This is a genomic window from Bacteroides sp. LFL-34 (genome assembly GCF_027257075.1).
Lineage (GTDB): Bacteria > Bacteroidota > Bacteroidia > Bacteroidales > Bacteroidaceae > Bacteroides > Bacteroides ovatus.
This window is the reverse complement of record NZ_JAPQKZ010000004.1, coordinates 148,268-166,945: the sequence shown is the minus strand read 5'-3', so window position 1 is coordinate 166,945 and position 18,678 is coordinate 148,268. Positions and strand designations below refer to the sequence as shown.

The following is an 18,678-nucleotide window of genomic DNA, read 5'->3' as shown; positions in this document are numbered from 1 at the left end:
TTGTTATAGGTTGTTGAGTGAAGTCGTCACTTTTTTCAGGTTGCTGTTTGTGCCCCATTCTTGCAGGCGTTGCAGGAGTTGTTCGTCTGCAACCTTGCTGTGGTTGATGGTCAATAGCTCCAGATAAAGTTCGAGCAGTTGTTTGAGTCCGGTAACGGGTTTGTCGGGCAATCCGCCTATAAATTCTGTGAGCAGTGCTTCCAGTTGCTGGTTGTGGAAAGTACTTCGTTTGTACATGCTTTCGTACACTTGGGTGGTGAAGCGTTTTAGCGGAGCAAGTTCCATCTGGATGAGGCGGGCCAGGATTTCTCCTATCCGGTGATTGTTTATTCTTCCTGTGGATACTCCTTCTACCCATAATTCGGCTGCATAGGAACGGACTGTTTTGTCTACAAAAAGCAGCGAACCACTTAGTAGGAGCAAACTCATCTCTTTGAGCGGGCAGTGGAAAGACAACAGCATGCGCAAGGCACAGGCGAGGGTGCGTTTGCTGTCTTCCTGCGGAGTGCCGAAAGTCATGTAGCAAGTGATAATCTGGGCTATCAATGGTTCCGGGCGGTTGGGGAAACAGCATAGCAGAGGTTCCATGTAACGGGAATCATCCATGTTATATTTACTGTTGATAATCAGATGTTCCTGCCATAACTGGCGGCTGTTGTATTCAGTATATGTATGCCATTTGTAGAACTCGAGTTGGAGCAGACGCCTGTCAGTTTCGTATGATTTCTCTTTGGGTTTCACCTCTTTCCACTCGTAGTCTCCTGTCAGATAGTTGTGTGGTAATGTGTTACAGGCGAAAGATTTGAATGCTTCGAATTCCGTCTCCGGTGCTTTTACCAGTCCGGCGGCCATCCAGGCGGTTGGATGATTGTAGGGCGGTTCGGGTAGCGTGTTTTCATCCAACAGGAACAGAGAGAGATGCAGGTATTCATCTTGCAACAGTTGCCGGGCGGTGGCGATGGCTTCTTCTTTGTCTTCCATAGCACATCGGGCAATAGCTAGCTGGAAATCCCATGGACAGGGTTTCGTTTCTGCTTTCTGATATACGGCAAGCCGGCGTACCAGTTCGGTAGCCTGTACGTATGCCGGGGTATGGGTGGGAGTAGAAAGTAGGGGGAAGGCATTGCCTCCTTTTATTTTACGGATCACATTTAGCCATAAATGTTTGATGGGCGTGAAACAGGTTGCGTTGCTGTAGCCGGGTTTCCAGTCGGCAAGTCGTTTGAAAGAGCGCTCGTCATAAGCTCCTCTGTTTTCATCTATTCCTTTCAGCCTTTCTTCCAGTCGGGTGAACATATTTCTCAAAAATCCTGTGTTGGAGGTATCTTTCTGTGCCCATAAGCGTTGATATTCCAGTAGGAAGGTAGCGAGAAGATCTTCGTATGGCTCCCAGCTATTGGCAACGATAGTGGCAGCCCGCTGGAAAACAGGTTCCATCCGGTTGAGATCTTCTTTGTCCAATTGGGGATGGAAAGCAATGATGGCGGCGATGGTTGTTTCTATCTCCCAACTTTCCTCCATGTCGAACAAACGACTAAGCTGGAACAGGAAATCTTCTTTGTTGGCGGGGAAGGGAATAGGGTTGTCTTCCCTGCAGATGTGTACCGTTTCTCCCACACTTGCATCGGGCTCATGGGGTTCTTCTGTAGGCTGCGGTTTGAAAGAAGAGAGTATCGCATGCACGCTTTGAAACATCTCCGGTTGATAAGATTGCAGTGTTTCCTGGAGATTGGATGAAGAGACGTCTCCATATTTTGATATAAAATTAGCGGCTTTCTTTTGAAGGCTTTCGTCTTTCTTCAAGAAGAGTTGGCAGAGAGTGATGCAGCAGGGCTCTTTCATCTCGGGATGTTGTGCGACGATCTTTTCAAAGAGGGCGTAAATGGTAAGCAGCGAGTTTTTGGGGCTGGAGAAGAAAAGGGTGGTTGCACGTTCGATGAATTCCTGATAACGGAATCCTTCTTCGGATGCAATATTTTTCAACTGTTGCAACATCACGTTCACCGGTTTGGTATAGGAAGAGGTGAATATTTGCATCATCTCTTCTTGCAAGGATAACAGTTCTCCGGTAGTTGGTTGCAGAGTTTCGAAGAATCCGGCAAACCATCCTGCCATATCTTTTTTGAAACTCCGGTGGAAGGTGGCGAGTGTGGCTTTTAATAGGCGTTCTCTATCCAGATGGCCGTCCAGCGAAAAGCGGTAGAGAGCGGCACTGATACTTTCATCCCGTGCGGTAACTCCTTTTTTATAAGCCTCTTTGGCGCAATTATCTTGATAGCCGATGGACGATTCGTATTCGAAAATCGTCCAGATATGTTCTTTCAGGGTGATGTCACGCTTGAGTAATAACTCACTGTTGAAAGTATCGTTTCCTTTAGGTTCCTTATTTCTGATGCGGGTAATCCAGGGGAGTACATGTGCAATGCGGCTTGGAGCAATTTCTTTGAGGTATCCCATATCCATGAGCTGCATCAGCTGTTCGTAATTGAGATTGAAATTAAACCAAGTTTTGTCATCATTGATAAAATCCATCAGCCAGGTGGGGCAGTAAAGTGGGAGTAGTTTGCAAAGCATATCAAACTTTACATGATATGCCATATCCATCTCTCGTTTGTTGGCGCAGACAAACTGAACAGCGGATAGAAAATGTGCCCGTGCCGCACTGCAGGTTGTCTCACTACTGAAACCGGCAAACTTACTTTTTATCCATTGTAAATCCCGGATAACCGGCAGCAGCTTCCGCCTTTCTTTCATTGGTAACTCCAGTAATCTCTTGACAAAAGGGATTAATATCTTCTCTTCATTCTCCGGAGTATCCACATAAGCCTTGGATAATTTCTCGAGTTCTTTTTTTAGTTCTTCCATTGTACTAGTTTCTTTACTGCCAGAATATGTTTGCAAGCTCCCCGTTCTCCTTGATTGCTGCTGAACCAGGTGCAAGTGCAACGCTCCTTCTCACTTTCTCTGTCGAGAATGACCGTATGTCTGACACCTCCGCTTCCTGCCACGCGTGCTTCTGTCCGTTTCTCGTCATTCGATATGATTTCTACTTTTTCTTCTTCCAGTAGTTTTTCTGCAGCTATCATTCGAGGATTGAGACTTAAAATACGTTCGGTTTTGAAAGGCAGGCGACGGTAGAAGAAGCTGTTTTCATCCAAATCGAATCCTAATAACCCCATGGCTGCCAGCCGTGCCGCGAGGGAATCTACCTTCTCCAGGTCAATATGTTCCTCTATGGCAAAAAGAGTGGGGTTGAACTGTTGGTTGGCATAACTGTATTTATCCATTGCTTCTATCCATCTTTCGGGGACATCTTCGAGCAGAGATTCCAGTGCGGCGCCTTCTCCGGAAAATCCTCTCCAACATTCGCGGGAAAGAGAAAGGCTGAAGCGTACCGGACCGAAATAAAGTTGCCAAATGGTAGATTGCATGGTGGGATGCGCAAAGACTTTCAGCTCATCGGCAAATGGAAGCAAGGGCTCGAGTAGACGTAAGCGATGAAGTCCTCCAATGCAGACGGCATTCATGCTTTTCACCGGTGAAAAGGCGGGTTTTTGACCGCGCATCACTAAATAATAGTCGCATTTCACACTACTTTTCGGAAGAGTCTGGAAGAGTTGCAAGGTTTGTATGCGATTGAAGGAGTAGAGCTGTTCCGCAACGGATTGATAAATCTGTACTGTAGTCAGCCCTTTTATCCATTTCACGGGAAGAGGTACTTTTCGTTCTATCACTTTCTCACCTTTATGATAAAGTCCCACCTCTTTGGAACCGACCGACATTACCATATTCTCCTGTCTGCCTATTCCTCCTAAGGCAGAAATCATTCCGGGATTAAAATCTACGTTTGTTGTCCCGTTTTCCAGAAATTCTCCGTCGTGTCCGTCAGGAAGCACGTCGACTCTGGCATATACACCTGCACAATTAGAGAATCCTTCAAAACGCAGGCGGTCATTTCCTGCGGTTACAATCGGATCTTTCAGCATGGAAAGCTGTGACGGTGTCAGATTAAAACTGGACTGCACAACATTGGATAATGCGATGAGGCAGCGTGCTGTCATGTAGGGTTGTGTCAACTTTCCCCAAAAGAAACAGGGTGCTTCTTTCTTTTCTATTTCGCTGTATTTGGCAAGAAACAGTTCGTCCTGATCGGCTGACCGTTGCAGTGCGGAAGGAGCTGCATATTGGTAAGAGATGGTATCAGTCATAGATAGTAAATCTGAATTTGGTTGTATATTCTCCAAATATAGAAATTAATTCTTAGTGAAAAAAAGAAGTAGGAGAATTTACATCGCTTTGGAATACTGATATTATAAAATATCGTCAAATGAAGCATTTATGCCTCTTTTGGCAGCAAATATTAAATACAATTCTTTATAGTCAGGCACAATTTTTTATACATAAAACAACTATTATTTATAACTATTCTTAATTTCTACGTTCCTTTTTGCCGGAAAATAATACTTTTGTTCCCATAATTAGAATGTTTTAGTAACAGATTCTAAATTAAGTCTTATGAATTTTTAAAGATGAAAAAGACAGCTGTTTGTGAAAATCGCTAATATTGTTTGTTTTGTTTGTGTTATCCCATTTTGAGTCAGGTGTGACTTCAAAATGGGATTTTCGCTATAAGGACAGTCTCAAAACCACCTGAATACTATCAGAAATGACCTAAATTCTATCAACTGATAGATTTTCCCCTAAACAATGTTTGTTCTTCACCTGCCACATTTGTTGAAAACGCGTAAACTTGCAACATCGAAATGATGATAACGAATACTCACAATTTAAAAATAACGTATATGAAAAGTTTAAGCTTCAGGAAAGATCTGATAGGAGTACAGGATGAATTACTCCGTTTTGCATATAAACTGACAACCGATCGTGAAGAAGCAAACGATTTGTTACAGGAAACCTCATTAAAAGCATTGGATAACGAAGATAAATATACCCCCGACACAAATTTCAAAGGATGGATGTATACTATAATGCGGAACATCTTTATTAATAATTACCGCAAAATAGTGCGCGATCAGACATTTGTCGATCAGACTGAAAACCTCTATCACCTTAACCTGCCACAAGATTCAGGTTTTGAAAGTACGGAAAGAGCTTACGATTTAAAAGAAATGCATCGCGTAGTCAATGCTCTGCCGAAAGAATACAGAGTTCCGTTTGCTATGCATGTTTCAGGATTCAAGTACCGTGAGATTGCAGAAAAGCTGAATCTTCCGTTAGGTACTGTAAAGAGCCGCATATTCTTTACCCGTCAGAAATTGCAGGAAGAATTAAAGGACTTCCGCTAAACGTTTACTATCAATTTTCAGTTGGTATCAATAGGTATAGGGCAAAAGGATCTCGTTTCCTTTTGCCTTTTTTATTTTATGTGTTGGAGGTTTGTATTTGTTATGGGAATTTTTTCAGTAACTTTGTCACTGTTTAATTGACTGCTCTGACTTATCAGTCAAGGATAGTCGATTTGCTTCTCTAAATTGTCGAAGAATGAATAAAGATATAAATGTTATGATAAAAGCAATCATGCTCGATGTGGATGGAACATTGGTAAGTTTTGAAACTCATAAAGTGTTGCCATCCTCTGTTGATGCCCTTAGGAAGATTCATGACGGTGGAATTCGAATAGTCATTGCTACCGGTAGAGCGGCAGGCGACCTTCATGAAATAGCTGATGTTCCGTATGACGGAATTATTGCATTGAATGGTGCCGACTGTGTTTTGCGGGATGGCACCGTGATAAGAAAGCACCTTATTCCGAAAGATGATTTTAAGAAAGCCATGGAAATAGCAAAGACCTTTGATTTTGCAGTCGCTATTGAATTGGATGAAGGTGTGTTTGTTAATCGTCTGACTCCGACTGTCGAACAGATTGCTAAAATCGTGGAACACCCTATCCCGACCGTTGTAGACATTGAAAACCTGTTTGAAAAGAAAGAGTGTTGTCAGCTTTGTTTTTATATCGATGATGAGATGGAACAAAAAGTGATGTCGTTTCTGCCTAATCTTTCCTTGTCGCGCTGGCATCCTTTATTTGCTGACGTAAATGTGGCAGGAATAAGTAAAGCAACCGGCCTTTCGGTATTTGCTGATTATTATGGGATCGGAATGACGGAAATAATGGCTTGCGGCGATGGTGGTAATGATATTCCTATGTTGAAAGTTGCCGGAATCGGAGTGGCTATGGGAAATGCATCGGAGATAGTCAAGGCTTCAGCCAATTTTGTTACTGATACGGTGGAGAATGACGGGCTTTGTAAAGCGCTGAAACATTTTGGAATTATTTAATATTGGGTACTCTATAGCTTAATATTATAGGTGTTATTCCCCTATTGCTTATTCTTCGCCATTTCTGCTTTGTCCGTTGCTGTTGTTTTTACCTGTTTGGGAACAATTAGTTATCTTTTATTCTAGTTGGAGGATGGCTATAAAAAGGAAAAATTCCTGCAAGTGAAGCACTTACAGGAATTTTCAGTGGACCAGCCTGGGCTTGAACCAGGGACCTCCAGATTATGAGAACGGCAAAGTGATATTCAGCGATAGTCCATTTTATCAAATTCTATTGTGTATCAATTAGTTCGATTTTCTCCACTTCCTATAAAACTCACTAAATCCCCCTAACTGGAACCGTTTGTTTTCGCATTGTTTTCGCAGAAATGGTAGAGAAATACATAAAATAGGCAAGACAATGCTGTTTTCTAGTAACAAAAAATCACAAGAAACATCCTACTATACAATAAAAATCTATAACTTTGAATTTTAAAAGTAAATTATATTAGTTGTCTATTATAATTAGGCGACAACATATCGACCTATATCAAAAATATATGGCAAAAGAAGGATTAAATAAAAAAACAATATCTCAGCTCGTTCCTGCGGGTAAAACATGGGCATTATGTGTTGGTGCTGGCATATCATTCCCGATTTTTCCATCATGGAATACTTTAGCGGAAAGAATTATTTTACACAGTTCTCCAAATTCTATTAACATCATAAATGAGATAAATAGCTATTTTTCATCTGAAGTCATAATACAATCCTGTTATGAACAATTAAGATCGGAAAATAAAGATATAAAATTCCCTGAAATACTAGCAGAACTACTTTATAAAGATTTATTAAAATCAGTCAACCAAAGAGATAGAGATTTGTTGTGTAAATGTTTATCAACACAAGTACCTTCCCCTAATTTGGATTGGAATAGATTTCTTACACTTATAAAACAACTATCACCTGTAAGCTCAATAGATTTAGCTCAATTAGTTATAGAAGCCTATAAGAAAGATGCTGGTTTAAATAGTATAATTACTTTTAATGCAGAAACTCTTTTCCCTACACTTATAAATGCTTATGCCCAAATTAGCTTGAAGAAAAATGACAAAATATTGGATTATATAACAGAACCTACAACTTCTCATTATCGCGGTAGGATACCTTTTTATTTTTGTCATGGATTAGTTCCTTTGCCAGGAAGTAAGCAAAAATGGATGAATGCTTCTGATAAACAGGTTTTCCTAGAAAATGAGTATTTACAACTTGCAAATAATGCTTTTTCCTGGCAGGCAATAAGTTTTTATAATATCTTATCTACTAATACCGTTTTTTTTATAGGTTTGTCATTTCGAGATGCAAATGTCAGAAGGTGGCTTTCCTGGTTGCATAAGGCCAAAGTTGATACTATCAATAAATATGGCGGCGCAAATGAAAGTACCACTCATTATTGGATTGAAAAATCTCCAGAATCTTCTCAATTGAAAAAATGGTATGAAGCTTCGGTTGCGCATCTAGGTATAAGATTAATCTGGATAACAGAGTGGACAGAGGTTGCTTCTATAATTAGAACATCGGTTGAAAATTTACGTACATGATATTGTAATAAGTTATAGTTTTTAATCTTCTTATTGTACAATAGTGAAAATAATTTATTACCTTTGCATCATTATATAAGGTGAGCCATGACACAAAATGTGCTCTTTCCCTAGAAAGGAAAAGTGAGTTTGCCTAACCTTCGTGGGAAGGTTATTCCATTCCGATGAATCGAAGCGTAGAGGGAGTGCTAGTCGGAGGGCACTCTATGACAAACGAAACGCGAGAGTTGCTTCAGGGGTTGAGATCGATTAGCAGAAGCCCGGTTACCAGTCAGCGACAGGAGACAACGAGATTGCACCGCTGCATATAACGACAATGTTTTTATCCTTCTAAGGATAGGAACTCTGTGGTTATATGCAGCGTTTTGTGTATGTACGCCTCACATCGCAAAGCGGCTGTATTCAGAGGTTATGTTGAACATAAACAATGAATGCAATGGAAAAATTGACTAAGTCCTTATCTCTTTTCAAAGAGCGTGGTTGTACCGTTTCACTTGCCCTTGATATTCGAACCAACAGGAGGAAATCAAGTGAGTACCCTTTATCTGTGCGTTTTACATTAGAACGTAGAGCTTTTTATTATCCCGTTGGTGGGTCTTATACTGCAAAAGAGTTTTCGGACATTTGTAGTGCTGTAAAATGTAGGAGCGAGAACTACAAGTTGCAAAAGGAATGGAAGGACACGTTTATTCCCAAGTACAAGGAAATCTTGATGAATCTGAACAAGGGAGGCATCCTCACATACGAAATGGTACGTCGATGTATAATAGACGGTGAAGAAGCAACATCCATAGATGACAACGCTACTGTCTCTCAATCTTTTGTTGGCATTTGGGAGCAAGTCATCCATGACCTCCGAACAGAAGATGGCGGAGTACGCTTTACCACAGCCGAAAGTTACGAGTGTTCTCTCAAATCATTCAGAAAGATTCTTGGAGAGAATGCCATAAAAGGCTTTTGTATCAGTGCGGCAGAACTTCAGAAGTGGAAGGATGGTATGCACAATGGGGTAAAAGATGAAAATGGTGCGATTGTCGGGAAAATCAGCGACACTACGGCCGGTATTTATTTGCGTTGTTGCCGTGCCGTATGGAACAGGTGTGTGCATGAGGGCTACCTCAAAGATGTTCCTTATCCCTTTTCTAACAAGAAAGAGAAAGGCTTGGTAAGCATTCCCAAGAGCGCAAAGCGCAAGCAGAGTTTCCTGAACGTAAACCAGATGACAGAGCTTTATAACCTTTTCGTTTCAAAGCAATACCCCGAACATTGGACGGAAGATTATATGAAACGTGCCCATTATTCATTAGGGCTGTTCCTTGCGCAATACCTGTGTAATGGTTTCAACATGGCTGATGCCGGACGTCTGACTTACAACAGTTATTATTACCAGACAGAAGGCAAGGCGTTCCGCTTCAATCGCAAAAAGACTTCCCGAAGATGCCCCGATGGTTCCGAGGTGATAGTTCCTATTATCCCTCCCTTACAATATATCTTGGATGAGATTGCTGCGCCTCCGACTCGTGATGGCTTGGTGTTCCCCGACATATTAAAGGGATCGGAGACAGAAGAACTGCGCCGCAAATACACGGTACAAGAAAACTCAAACGTGAAAGACCGAGTCATCAAGATTTGCCATGAGGCATTGAATTGGGATAAGTCCATCTGTCCGTCCGGCACATGGTGCCGACACTCGTTTGCTACTAATCTGCATAATGCCGGAGTGGATATGGATTATATCTCTGAAAGCATGGGGCATTCAACTTCTGATCATGCCATTACTCAAATCTACATTGAGCATTATCCTCTCGATATACAGATGCAAAACAATTCAAAACTGCTAAACTTGGATAACACTTCTGAAAGGGATGCTCTGTTAGCGAAGCTGGCAAGCATGTCCACAGAAGAATTGCTCAAACTATTCAGATAACCTTAATCAGTAATACAATGATAAACTTCATAGAGAGGATAAAATCCTATTCCAAAAGAAAGGATACTGCTGATATGGCTATTCGTGCGTGGAAATCGGCCAATGAGGAAGCGTATGCCAACTTTTGTAAGCGCATAGATGCTGTGGCTAAAGGTAACATATCAGTTATGATGGACATGTATCTGATGATGCGGGATTGCGTACCACCTGAAGCCCTGATGATGTATAACTGGCTCTCTGATTTTGTAAACGGCAAGGATGTGTCAGACATTGCAAACCAACAATGGGCTGGCCAATATACCGAGACCATCGCCAGATGTATCACCAACATGCGTTTGTGGATAGGCATCAATGTGAAAACAGGTACGGTAGAACTGCTCACTTCTCCAAAGTCAGGGCTACTGATGGTTCATTCTGAAACACCTATTGAAATATGGAATCGTCTGCCGCAGGAGTTAAGGTCCTACTTGATTGGGCAATTAGATATGTTCATGAGAAACAGCAAAGGATGTTATCTGTTGAGCAAACTGGAAAGAAAAATGGTTTATCAGTTCCTGACCTATATCTCTCAAATTGTTTTCCTCTTTCATGCAGTATTCATTGGTGGGTTCATGGCTAACCTGTATGACCGTGTAATGGAAAAGAAAGAGGATTTGGCTTATTGTATGTATTATTTCGTGGTATTTGACCACGGTCTTTCACGTATGGCCAAATTACTTAACCGTCTGTTGAACAGTGAAGAGGTTGACCATGGCGATATACTTCTTGTAAAGTCATGCGTTACCCTGCTTGTAAATGGAAGTATAGAGATGGGCGCAGAAACCAAAGCGGATTGGGAAAACACCGTTGAGAAGTGTAACCCAGAAATCTGGAAGGAGGTGATGTTTGCCTTACGAAAAGTAAAAGGCAGGCGAGGCAATAGAAAGGTGATACAATCATTGGATGATATTCTTTTGGGCGACAAGGAACGTATCAAGCTGGGTATCCTTTTGTTTCTTGAAGAGAATACAGAGGACATAAGTCTTGCCTATCTGTTGAAATCATTGGTAAAGTCTGGCAAGATAAAAGCGTCCACAAGATACATGACATTCCACCGTGCCATAGAACAGTTCTCTCAACGACATTACGGGCACGACATTCCACAGAAGCGGTACTGGGAAATCAAAGAACTTACGTTGAACTCACCTCAAAGAGGAAGCAGTTACACCAAAGCAAAACGGATAATAGACCGATGGACGGACTATTTTGCCAATAACGGGTAGTTGGGAAATCCAGCTATCCGTTTTTTACAGCAAACATCTGTTGTAATTCGGTCGGTAAAATTAAGGTATAAATAAACCGACCAACACACAGAGTTTCATACACTACCTTTGCTTGCGAAATCGGTTTCACAGAGTTGAACCGAGGCTTAAAGTATTTAATCATCAAACAAGTAAAGATATGGAAGAAAAACTCAATTTTACCCAACTACTCCAAAAGCCCATCGCCATGATGACGGGTGAGGAGCTTTGCTTTCTCATCACTAAAAGTGTGGAAAGTACAGAAGTGGCCATTCCCCCAAGTGGCATCCAAAGGCAACTACTATGGTATAGAGGGTATCGCCCGTGTATTCGGTTGTAGCGTACCCACCGCCAACCGCATTAAGAAAAGCGGTATCATAGATAAAGCTATCACACAGATAGGACGAAAAATCGTAGTGGATGCAGACCTTGCGTTGGCTTTGGCAAAGGAATCAGGTGGCATTCGCATCAAAGAATAGGTGTATGGAAGATGATTGGAAAAAGAATCTGGCAACAGACAGTTACGGAAATCCTGCTCGTTCCATCAGTAATCTCCGGCTTATTTTCACACTGGATGAGAATCTTAGTCAGATAAGGTACGATACCTTCTGTCAGGACGATGTATGTTTCTGCCCTTTGTTCCGCAATGTCAACGGAAACAAGATAGATGAAGAGTCGGCAGGAAAGATACAGGATTATTTGGAAAGGACATACAGAATACGTCTGACGCAGAATAAGGTATTTGAGATATTGAAGACCACTTCTTCTGAACGGAGTTTCAATCCTGTACAGGGATTCATCGCACAAGAGACATGGGACGGACAACCTCGCATAGCCACAACCATCATAGATTATCTTGGAGCGGATGACACTCCGCTTGTTAGGGAACAGACAAAACTTTGGTTCGTGGCGGCTGTAGCAAGAGTATTCAATCCAGGTTGCAAGTTTGACAACGTACTGACCTTGCCCGGTCCCCAAGGTATTGGTAAAAGCACCTTCTTCAAAGCCATCAGTGGGAGATGGTTCAACGATTCATTCTCTTTCGCCAGTGGTGACAAGGAGAAAGTGGAGACCATAACCAACGGTTGGATTATTGAAATCAGTGAGTTGAATGGTTTAAAACGGGCGAATGACGCGGAAGCAGCCAAGGCTTTTCTAAGCCGTTGCAGTGATTATATGCGTCCGGCTTATGGGCATAAGGTGGTGGAGTTCATGCGGCATAATGTTTTTGCTGCGACTACTAATGAAATGAACTTCCTACAAGGAGACAATGGAAACCGCCGATGGTGGATTATCCCTGTCAAAGGCAGCGGTCATGTGTCAGATTGGTTGGATGATTTGCAGTGTTCCGTTCCTCAACTTTGGGCAGAGGCATACGCATATTATCGACAAGGAATGAAACTCTACTTGTCACCGGACATGGAGAATGAGGCCAACGAGGTGCAGATGCAACATTCCAACATTCTTGTTGACCCAATCATGGAGGACATAGAAATGTATCTGGAACGTGAGGTTCCCGTGCAGTATGCAAATTGGATGATTCCGACACGACTGGCTTATCAGAAAGGAGCATACTCAGAACCAAATTCCACAATGACCTCACTCAATATGGTTTGTGCCCGGCAGATTATAGAGGAACTGCCCAATGATTTAGTCAGACGAAATCCGTCCAAATACACTTCGCAATACCTCAACCGCCTGATGTCCATGTTTCCCAATTGGAAACGGAGTGAACAGGAGAAGGTCAAGGGGCTGCATCCAGCCTACTGCGATAAGACGGGACGGACGAAATACCCATGGGTGAGGGTGGACGCTCCAAGTGAAGAGTCCTGCGCAACGCTGCCAAGTGAACTGGAATTACCATTTTAATTTCAAAATAAGGGAAAAGAAAAAACCAATGTCCCCTTGTCCCCCTTTTGCCCTCGAAAAAGAATAAAAACAGGAAGTAAGCAAAATAGAAAATTATAAAAAACGCTTGGGACACGGGACAATATAAACCAACAATATGAGGAAAGAAGAACTTATCAAACAGCTACAAGAATGTGACCCGTTGTTGGCAAATGCGGTCAGCCACATGGTTACGTATGTTCAAGACCGTTATCCCTCCACCTTTCCAAGCAAGGAACAGACCGAGGCGGTGAACAATTACCTACGAAGTGTCCATGCCGATGGAGACGGAAGTATATCAGAACGGAATTGTGAACACCGCCGTATCGCTTCACAGAACATTACCATTGCCGCCATCCGTATATTAGACAGCCGTCAACTTGACAGGCTTCAAGACGTGCTTGACCACATCGCATACGACAAGGAGTATTATGTGCCGGAGAGAGGTTACGGTATGCACCGCTGACTTTCTCTTTTGGCTGCACCATTTATAAACCATCTCAAATTATACAGACGATGAAAACAGATTTGAACTATTGTATAGTGCTTTCGTCAGAGCAACTTGCGTATCTGGCAGGAAGCAAATACGGCATTGACCGTATGAAGATATTGCACCGACTTATTGAAGCGGCTGTGTTGGAAGAAACCGACTATGCCATAAAAGGATTTTCCACAACCTTACAAGTGGGGCAAGCCATCCTTTCGGAAGTGGATTTGTCCTGCAAGTTAGGCTATGACAAAAAGACCATATCCCGCGTACTTAACAAGATGAACCAGTTGGGAATTGTCGCATCTACGCAGAACAACCGAACAAGCGTTCATACCCTGAAATGTATATCGGCATGGATGGAAAATGGCAATCGTATAGACAATCCTTTCTATGTTCGAATCAAAAACCGACAAGAGGAAGGAGAGAATACAGGCGCACTATCCAATGATGCGAAGCCTCTTTTACCAACACCCCCGCTGGAGGAAAACGTTTCCAATTCTAATGATTACAGTCAATCAGAAGTAATGAATGAGGGCTGTATTTCTGACACTGATTTTTCCTTTGAAGACAAATTACCTGTTATATCAGACAAAGGGGAACTACTCTCGTCCTCTTTTTCTTTCCCTTCTGCTTCGGTTTCTCCACCGCCTGCGAGAGAGGAAGAATCTAACGAGGATGTTTCAGCAGATGGTCAGACATAATCATATTGGATATGGCGGTAGAGCCTATATTTTGTGCGGGGTCTTGCAAGAAGTTCCTATGTCGCACAAATTCGTTACACTCATCCGTACTACATAGGCGTATTCCGGCAGTCGCAAGCTCCCACCCTGCTGTCCCTTTTTAGATTGATGTCTCACCCATAACATAACAAAACATGAAGAAAAAGAATATCAACAATGAAGCTGACGAAGAAAACGACAAGAAAGTTATAAAGCGTACCCTGCGACTTGAAGCCAGAGTAACGGAACAGGAATACGCCAAAGCGAAAGAACTTGCCAAGACCTGCGGTTTATCCATGAGCAACTATGTGCGCCGCACTGCTTTAGGGCAGCATCCACGGCAACGGTTGTCTGAGCGTGAGGTAGAAGCCTTATGCAGTCTGACGGATGCAAGGGGCGACCTTATCCGTATTGCGGCAGCCGTGAAATCCATCCAAGCGGACAAACGAGCCATATACTTCCGCGACACACGCTTTGTAGAGCGATGGATGATAGCAGCTACACAGCTTATTAACCGCTGGGGCCAGATAAAGAATTACCTAACAGAATAAAAATCCTTACCTATTATGATAGCAAAAGCCAGTACCATTCCACATGGTGCAAATGCCATAAGATATTCCGTCAATAAAGACAGAGCGGATATAGTCAAAGCCAACCTGTTGCCCGATGATATTTCACCGGAAGCGATGTACGGTCGGATGATGCTCGTGCAGAAGATGTTTACCGAGAAAATCAACAAGGGCAGACCTCTTGGCAGAAACGTGATAAGAATTGAAATTTCCCCGTCCGAAAAAGAGAGCCGAAACTGGACAATGGATGACTGGGCTCGTTTGGCAGATGAGTTCATCCGGGTATTCGATTCCATAGACCTTTCCCAAAAGACCAAACGGGCTTCCTCAAAACAAACCAATCTCAAAGGTTCGCAGTACATAGCCGCCCTGCATCGTGATTCTAAGAGTGGCATTCTACACCTGCACATTGATGCCAACCGTGTGGATATGAATGGGAAAATAAATGATAGCCATAAGATTGGTGAGAGGGCAGTCATGGCTGCGAATATCATCAACGAGAGACGTGGCTGGGTGCAGTCTGAAGAAATAGGTATACGGCACAAGCAGGAAATCTCAAACTGTTGTATGGAGATACTTCGTACAATGGACAAATTCAGTTGGCGACAATATGAAATGGAACTGACAAAACGAGGTTACAAAGTACACATACAAGAAAATGATAAGGGAAAAGTTTATGGTTATTCCATCAAACGGGGTAACTCAAATTATAAATCATCCGTGTTGGGTATCGGGAGAAATCTGACTCCATCAAAGATAGAGGCTACTTGGGCAAAACTGCATCAGCAGGAAAGGAAATCCGAGCCAACAAAATCTATTCCTCAACAAACACGGACAGCAGATTTGACTCCTATTTTACTGCCTGTTATAAAGCATTACGATATTGCGACAGACGAATATCACAGCTACCATGTAGAGATACCCGAAGCCGCTGACAATATCATCCGGCAAGATTGTTCTTTGAAGGAAGCTCATCCGTTAGCTAAGATTAAAGAGATACAACACACGGCTCTTTTACTCTTTGCAGGATATATGGATGCTGCTACCAGTATAGCTGTTTCAAGTGGCGGTGGCGGTTCTGACACTGGAGGTTGGGGAAAAGACAAGGACGAGGATGAACTTGAATGGGCACGCCGTTGCGCACGAATGGCAAACAGCATGTGCAAACGCAGGAAAGGGCTGCACAGATAATTCACTTTTTATAAATACAAGAACATGGGTATAGGAAAATCAAGAGGCACATCGCCTATAAATGTCAATGACATGCTGGAGAAGGTTGAAATGAACCAACAAATTGAGTCAGAAAAGCAAGAAATTGATAAACTTCTCGTAGAAATCAGAGAGGCAAAAGAAACGCTGATAAAGTTCAATGAGGATTTGGAGAAAGCTATCGCTGCCGAATGTCACATTGAGGGTGCGCTCAAAGCGGCAGTTGGCAGTTGCGATAATATTGTCAATGGCATCTGCAATGCCATTGTGAAAGCTGAACGAGACACGAAATTCAAAACAACAATTACCCCTGACCAACTTGCAAAGCTTAAGCAACTGATAGACCATTCTGTAGAAAGTTGGATTTCGGTATTGGCAAATCACCGTGCCGAACAATCGAAACTTATTACTGAACATGAATCCAACATGCGTAAAATCCTCAGACGGAATGAAGGCGTTTGGTTCTCGGATTTTTGGATGAGAGGCTTGGTGATATTCTTACTCGTTTATACGTTGGGATTAGGGCTGGTTGTATATTATGTAACATACAACTAACAGGGACGGTGTTCCGCCCCTGTTATAGTCTACTTATTGTGGTTTTTGTGTTTATCGGCAAATTGCCGGCAAATGAAATTATGCCTAAGTTTCTGTATACCGAAATCAAGATATAGGATAAGATGCATGCCAATAAATCAGAATTTAGAAGCAATGGCAAAGCAGTTCTACGATTACTGGTTCGTGCAGTTTGACTTCCCGAATGAGGAGGGCAAACCTTATAAATCAAGTGGTGGTAAGATGGTTTGGAATGAGAAACTAAAACGCAACATTCCTGTTGGTTGGCATTGTGGAAACCTCTTTGAAATTGCTGTTTTTACAAATGGTTTGGCTTGTCAGAAATTCAGACCAAAGGATGATGAAGAGTCATTGCCTGTTATTAAGATACGAGAAATGCACGATGGTATTTCCGATGACACAGAAGAGGTAACGTCAAATATACCAGAGTCAGTAAAGGTGTATAATGGTGATGTGCTATTTTCATGGTCGGCATCACTGGAAGTTATGCTTTGGGCTTATGGACTTGGAGGACTTAATCAGCATATCTTTAAGGTTACTTCTGCAAATGATTTCCCGAAGTCATTTTACTATTTTCAACTTTTGGATTATATTGATGTATTTAAGAAAGTGGCAGAAGCAAGGAAAACAACGATGGGACATATTACGCAAGATCATTTACAACAAAGCACAATTGCCATACCTGATAATAAAGATATTGCGGTTAGATTTGAGGAACTGATATCACCAATCTTTGAGCAGGTAGTGAAGTTGCATGAGGAAATATCATATTTAATTAAGCAGCGTGACGAACTTCTACCACTTCTGATGAACGGTCAAGTATCGGTAAATTCTGATTTATCGACTCTTTTTAACCCGTTGTGCTGCTAAATTACTATTCATATATACATGGGCATATTCCCACATGACCTTTAATAATTACATTATGAGGTATAGAATTATTCGAAAGAGATTCCTTAGAATCGTTTGTGAATGTTGTGGACATGAGTTCTATGCAGAATCTAGCGTCAATTGCTGTCCTGAATGTGAAAGGCATTGGAACGAAGACTAATTAAAAATGCACAAGAGAGGCTATCAGGTCTCTCTTGCTTATATTCTATATTATAATACATCATTTTTATAGAATTATGAAAGAAAACATCATTCAGGCAATAGTTGCGGAGATGCAGCGTGACTTGGACTGCCGACAAATGGCACGGCTTAAAACTGTGCTTGCATCAGAGTTACATAATGTAGAAATAGTCGAAAAAGAAGATTGTTCCAAACAACAAGCGCAAGAGAATGAGCATCTTCTAAGCTCGTTTATTTCGGCAAAGAAGATAGAGGGGTGCTCAGAGAAGACATTGGCATATTACCGTAATACTATTGAGCGATTATTACTTACGCTTTCAGTAGCGATTTGTCATATAACAACATCAGATATTCGAGCCTATCTATCCGGTTATCAGGAAGAGCACCAATCCAGTAAAGTGACCATAGACAACATGAGACGCATCTTCTCCAGCTTCTTTGCATGGTTGGAAGATGAAGATTATATTGCCAAAAGTCCCGTTAGACGTATCCACAAGGTTAAGACAGATTCGCTTGTTAAGGAGGTGCTTTCTGACGAGCAGCTGGAGCAACTGCGGGATAGTTGCACCAACAAACGAGACCTTGCCCTTATAGACATTCTTTCTTCCACGGGCATTCGTGTGGGTGAATTGGTTAAGTTGAATCGTGAAGATATTGACTTCCATGAACGCCAGTGCGTGGTATTTGGCAAGGGCAACAAAGAACGTGTTGTTTACTTCAATGCCCGAACTAAACTACATTTGCAGCAATACCTTGATGAACGCACAGATGACAATCCTGCTTTATTCGTTTCCCTCCACTCACCTCATACTCGCCTAACAATTAGCGGTGTAGAAGTAAGAATCCGGGAATTAGGAAAGTCCCTTTCTATGCCTAAGGTTCATCCGCATAAGTTTCGTCGTACACTTGCAACAATGGCTATTGACAAAGGTATGCCCATTGAACAGGTGCAACGTCTGCTCGGTCATGTGCGTATAGATACTACCTTGCATTATGCCATTGTGAACCAAAACAATGTAAAGTTAGCCCATAAGAAATACTTGGGATAAGTAATCATGCTGGATTCTGCTTGA

15 protein-coding genes and 1 pseudogene are annotated in these 18,678 nt (G+C 42.1%); 14 read left to right on the top strand and 2 right to left on the bottom strand.

All coding sequences use genetic code 11. The features are described from left to right. Positions 1–3: 3 nt before the first annotated feature. Positions 4–2,865, bottom strand: a complete 2,862-nt coding sequence (locus tag N5O98_RS03860; RefSeq protein WP_118161328.1) for a DUF6493 family protein — start codon at positions 2,863–2,865, stop codon at positions 4–6. Beyond that, positions 2,853–4,208, bottom strand: coding sequence for an SWIM zinc finger family protein (locus tag N5O98_RS03855; protein WP_008775245.1), 1,356 nt, complete (start codon positions 4,206–4,208; stop codon positions 2,853–2,855). The genes N5O98_RS03860 and N5O98_RS03855 overlap by 13 nt, the downstream gene beginning before the upstream one ends. Positions 4,209–4,802: 594 nt before the next feature. On the opposite strand from N5O98_RS03855, the gene N5O98_RS03850 reads away from it, so the two are divergent. The 14 genes and pseudogenes from N5O98_RS03850 (at position 4,803) to xerA (ending at position 18,654) form a co-directional block, all read left to right on the top strand. Then, a complete protein-coding gene (locus N5O98_RS03850; protein WP_004302598.1) occupies positions 4,803–5,306 on the top strand; it encodes an RNA polymerase sigma factor in 504 nt (167 codons plus the stop codon). Positions 5,307–5,523: 217 nt separating this feature from the next. Further along, the gene (locus N5O98_RS03845) at positions 5,524–6,300 is read left to right on the top strand and encodes a Cof-type HAD-IIB family hydrolase (RefSeq protein ID WP_004311110.1); all 777 of its coding nucleotides are present in this window, start codon (positions 5,524–5,526) and stop codon (positions 6,298–6,300) included. A gap of 539 nt (positions 6,301–6,839) precedes the next feature. Further along, the gene (locus N5O98_RS03840) at positions 6,840–7,880 is read left to right on the top strand and encodes an SIR2 family protein (RefSeq protein WP_134978719.1); all 1,041 of its coding nucleotides are present in this window, start codon (positions 6,840–6,842) and stop codon (positions 7,878–7,880) included. Between the two features lie 436 nt (positions 7,881–8,316). Continuing rightward, complete coding sequence (locus tag N5O98_RS03835; protein ID WP_170267829.1) at positions 8,317–9,807, top strand: tyrosine-type recombinase/integrase; 1,491 nt, start codon at positions 8,317–8,319, stop codon at positions 9,805–9,807. Positions 9,808–9,824: 17 nt separating this feature from the next. Continuing rightward, entirely contained in the window at positions 9,825–11,069 is a 1,245-nt protein-coding gene (locus N5O98_RS03830; protein WP_061448473.1) for a DUF6043 family protein, read from the top strand. 178 nt (positions 11,070–11,247) lie between these two features. After that, positions 11,248–11,566, top strand: a pseudogene (locus tag N5O98_RS03825) (DUF3853 family protein). A 4-nt stretch (positions 11,567–11,570) separates the two neighbouring features. Beyond that, positions 11,571–12,956 carry a virulence-associated E family protein gene (locus N5O98_RS03820; protein WP_061448471.1) on the top strand — a complete coding sequence of 462 codons (1,386 nt, stop codon included), beginning with the start codon at positions 11,571–11,573 and terminating at the stop codon, positions 12,954–12,956. 136 nt (positions 12,957–13,092) lie between these two features. Beyond that, positions 13,093–13,440: a hypothetical protein gene (locus N5O98_RS03815; protein ID WP_061448470.1), complete on the top strand. Its 348-nt coding sequence runs from the start codon at positions 13,093–13,095 to the stop codon at positions 13,438–13,440. Positions 13,441–13,490: 50 nt separating this feature from the next. Beyond that, positions 13,491–14,165 (top strand): hypothetical protein, encoded by a 675-nt coding sequence (locus N5O98_RS03810; protein WP_061448469.1) that lies wholly within the window; start codon positions 13,491–13,493, stop codon positions 14,163–14,165. 173 nt (positions 14,166–14,338) lie between these two features. Further along, complete coding sequence (locus N5O98_RS03805) at positions 14,339–14,734, top strand: plasmid mobilization protein (RefSeq protein ID WP_055255791.1); 396 nt, start codon at positions 14,339–14,341, stop codon at positions 14,732–14,734. Positions 14,735–14,749: 15 nt separating this feature from the next. Next, on the top strand, positions 14,750–15,943 hold the full coding sequence (locus tag N5O98_RS03800; RefSeq protein ID WP_032844352.1) for a relaxase/mobilization nuclease domain-containing protein: 1,194 nt from the start codon (positions 14,750–14,752) through the stop codon (positions 15,941–15,943). Between the two features lie 24 nt (positions 15,944–15,967). Beyond that, a complete protein-coding gene (locus N5O98_RS03795) occupies positions 15,968–16,516 on the top strand; it encodes a hypothetical protein (RefSeq protein ID WP_032844353.1) in 549 nt (182 codons plus the stop codon). A 126-nt stretch (positions 16,517–16,642) separates the two neighbouring features. Next, on the top strand, positions 16,643–17,404 hold the full coding sequence (locus N5O98_RS03790) for a restriction endonuclease subunit S (protein WP_229136460.1): 762 nt from the start codon (positions 16,643–16,645) through the stop codon (positions 17,402–17,404). Between the two features lie 257 nt (positions 17,405–17,661). Beyond that, positions 17,662–18,654, top strand: coding sequence for a site-specific tyrosine recombinase/integron integrase (xerA, locus tag N5O98_RS03785; RefSeq protein WP_061448467.1), 993 nt, complete (start codon positions 17,662–17,664; stop codon positions 18,652–18,654). Positions 18,655–18,678: the final 24 nt, after the last annotated feature.

Bases quoted from the DNA above. Each gene is read 5' to 3' on its own strand.
- N5O98_RS03860 (WP_118161328.1), bottom strand. From the start codon at position 2,865: ATGGAAGAACTAAAAAAAGAACTCGAGAAATTATCCAAGGCTTATGTG.
- N5O98_RS03855 (WP_008775245.1), bottom strand. From the start codon at position 4,208: ATGACTGATACCATCTCTTACCAATATGCAGCTCCTTCCGCACTGCAA.
- N5O98_RS03850 (WP_004302598.1), top strand. From the start codon at position 4,803: ATGAAAAGTTTAAGCTTCAGGAAAGATCTGATAGGAGTACAGGATGAA.
- N5O98_RS03845 (WP_004311110.1), top strand. From the start codon at position 5,524: ATGATAAAAGCAATCATGCTCGATGTGGATGGAACATTGGTAAGTTTT.
- N5O98_RS03840 (WP_134978719.1), top strand. From the start codon at position 6,840: ATGGCAAAAGAAGGATTAAATAAAAAAACAATATCTCAGCTCGTTCCT.
- N5O98_RS03835 (WP_170267829.1), top strand. From the start codon at position 8,317: ATGGAAAAATTGACTAAGTCCTTATCTCTTTTCAAAGAGCGTGGTTGT.
- N5O98_RS03830 (WP_061448473.1), top strand. From the start codon at position 9,825: ATGATAAACTTCATAGAGAGGATAAAATCCTATTCCAAAAGAAAGGAT.
- N5O98_RS03820 (WP_061448471.1), top strand. From the start codon at position 11,571: ATGGAAGATGATTGGAAAAAGAATCTGGCAACAGACAGTTACGGAAAT.
- N5O98_RS03815 (WP_061448470.1), top strand. From the start codon at position 13,093: ATGAGGAAAGAAGAACTTATCAAACAGCTACAAGAATGTGACCCGTTG.
- N5O98_RS03810 (WP_061448469.1), top strand. From the start codon at position 13,491: ATGAAAACAGATTTGAACTATTGTATAGTGCTTTCGTCAGAGCAACTT.
- N5O98_RS03805 (WP_055255791.1), top strand. From the start codon at position 14,339: ATGAAGAAAAAGAATATCAACAATGAAGCTGACGAAGAAAACGACAAG.
- N5O98_RS03800 (WP_032844352.1), top strand. From the start codon at position 14,750: ATGATAGCAAAAGCCAGTACCATTCCACATGGTGCAAATGCCATAAGA.
- N5O98_RS03795 (WP_032844353.1), top strand. From the start codon at position 15,968: ATGGGTATAGGAAAATCAAGAGGCACATCGCCTATAAATGTCAATGAC.
- N5O98_RS03790 (WP_229136460.1), top strand. From the start codon at position 16,643: ATGCCAATAAATCAGAATTTAGAAGCAATGGCAAAGCAGTTCTACGAT.
- xerA (WP_061448467.1), top strand. From the start codon at position 17,662: ATGAAAGAAAACATCATTCAGGCAATAGTTGCGGAGATGCAGCGTGAC.